This is a genomic window from Streptomyces sp., from assembly GCF_036566765.1.
Classification (GTDB): Bacteria; Actinomycetota; Actinomycetes; order Streptomycetales; family Streptomycetaceae; genus Streptomyces.
Genome location: NZ_DATCVQ010000306.1, coordinates 1 through 1,884, shown reverse-complemented (window position 1 = coordinate 1,884; position 1,884 = coordinate 1). Strand labels below are relative to the sequence as shown.

General features: G+C 75.2%; 2 protein-coding genes and 1 pseudogene. 1 reads left to right on the top strand and 2 read right to left on the bottom strand.

Annotated features, from left to right (window positions below):
* Positions 1-615: MATE family efflux transporter (locus VIU94_RS17555; protein WP_331912549.1), on the bottom strand; the 615-nt coding region annotated here is incomplete at its 3' end.
* A gap of 94 nt (positions 616-709) precedes the next feature.
* On the opposite strand from VIU94_RS17555, the gene VIU94_RS17550 reads away from it, so the two are divergent.
* A complete protein-coding gene (locus tag VIU94_RS17550; protein ID WP_331912547.1) occupies positions 710-1,234 on the top strand; it encodes a PadR family transcriptional regulator in 525 nt (174 codons plus the stop codon).
* A 27-nt stretch (positions 1,235-1,261) separates the two neighbouring features.
* On the opposite strand, the pseudogene VIU94_RS17545 reads toward VIU94_RS17550, so the two are convergent.
* A pseudogene (locus VIU94_RS17545) lies at positions 1,262-1,884 on the bottom strand (hypothetical protein); the annotation flags it as partial.

The window sequence follows — 1,884 nt, the reverse complement described above, 5'->3', positions numbered from 1 at the left end:
GTTGCGGCGCAGTACGAGCAGCCCGGCGGCGAGCGCGGCGGTGCGGCCGATCACGGTGGCGAGGGCCGCGCCCGCGATCCCGTGCGCGCCGATGAGCAGCGGGTCGAGGACCAGGATCAGGCCGTTGGACAGGAACGCCAGGCGCATCGGCGTACGGGTGTCGCCGGCGCCCTTGAGGATGCCGTCGACGACGTTCCCGGCGAAGAAGACGGCCATGCCGGGCAGGGAGATCGCGAGGTAGCCGGCGGCGAGCCCGGACGCGCCCGCGTCGCCGAGGAGGAAGCCGGCCAACGGCTCGCGCAGCAGGAAGCCGCCGAGGGCGACCGGCGGGATCAGCAGCGCGCAGAGCCCGGCCCCGCCCCGTACGGCGGCCCGCACGGCCGCGCGGTCGTCCGCGCCGCGGGCGCGGGCGACGAGGACGGTGGTGCCGGAGCCGGCCATGAGGGCCACGCCGAGCAGCACGTTCTCGACGTTGGTGGCGACGGCGACCGCGGCGACCGCGGCCGGGCCGAGCCGGGCCACCCAGACCATGTTGATGATCCCGGCCGCGACGGACGCCAACAGCTCGAAGTAGACCGGGTACGCGAGCGCGACGAGTCGCCTGCGGTGCTCCATGATTCCCCCTCACCTCTCGGTACCTCGATTCGAGGTACCTCGACCAGAGGTACCATGGCGGCCGGGAACGCGACAAGCGCGAGAGGAGAGCGGATTGCTGGAGCTGACGATCCTGGGCTTCCTGCACGACGGCCCCCTGCACGGCTACGAGCTCAAGGAGCGCATCCACGGCCTCAACGGCCACATCCGGCCGGTCAGCGACGGCGCGCTCTACCCGGCGATCACCCGCATGGTGAAGGCCGGCCTGCTGCAGAGCCGTACCGAGCCGGGCAGCGGCGGGGCCGCGCGCCGGACGCTGTCGCTGACGGAGGCGGGCCGGGCCGAGCTGCGCGCCCGGCTGAGCGAGCCGAAGGACGCGGACATCACCGACGGCCAGCGGTTCAACACCGTCCTCGCCTTCCTCGGCCGGCTCGACTCCCCCGCCGAACAGGCCGCGGTACTGCGCCGCCGACTGGACTTCCTCGAGACCCCGGCCAGCTTCTTCTACCGGGACGGCGCCCCGGTCCGCGCGGAGGAGGAGCCGGACGTCTTCCGCGCCGGCATGCTCCGCGTCGCCCGCGCCACCGGCACGGCGGAGAAGGCCTGGCTCCGGGAGACACTGGCCGCGCTGGAGGCCTGAGCGCTCAGCCAGGCCGAGCGGCCGCCCTCAGCCCAGGCGCTCCGTCACATGCGCGCGCCAGCGGGCGGTGAAGTCCTCGGGGGTGGTGGACAGGACGTCGTGGAGGGCCTTCTCCACCGCGCCGTCGCGGCCCGGGTGGGCGGCGACGGCCGCGTAGAAGTCGGCCAGCCGCTGCTCGCCCCAGGTCTGCGCGATCAGCTCGCAGGCCAGCCAGCCCGACTCGTACGCGCGGGCCAGGGCGTCCGCGTCGCCCGCGAACGCGAAGGCGTCGTCGTCCGGCAGACGGCCGGAGAAGACGCCCGCCTGGACCGCGCGGTGCAGCTCCGGGGCCGTCTGGGCGGCGGTGCGGCCGCCGTCCCGGTACGCGGCCCAGTCCGCGAAGCCCTCCGAGAGCCACATCGGGGTGGACGCCGAGGTGTGCGCGCGGGTCGCCACATGGGTCGTCTCGTGGGTCAGCACGACCTGCCGGCCGAACGTGCCCAACACCCCGTACGCGTCCGGGTTCACGATCACCCGGTCCGCGGGCGCGTCCGGCCCGCCGCCGGTCTCGCCGGTCGTGACCGCCGCGATCCCCCGGTACCCGGCCGCCGGCGCCCCGAGCAGCCGCCCCATCGCGTCCAGCGAGGCGGGCGCGAGGATCACCACGCGGC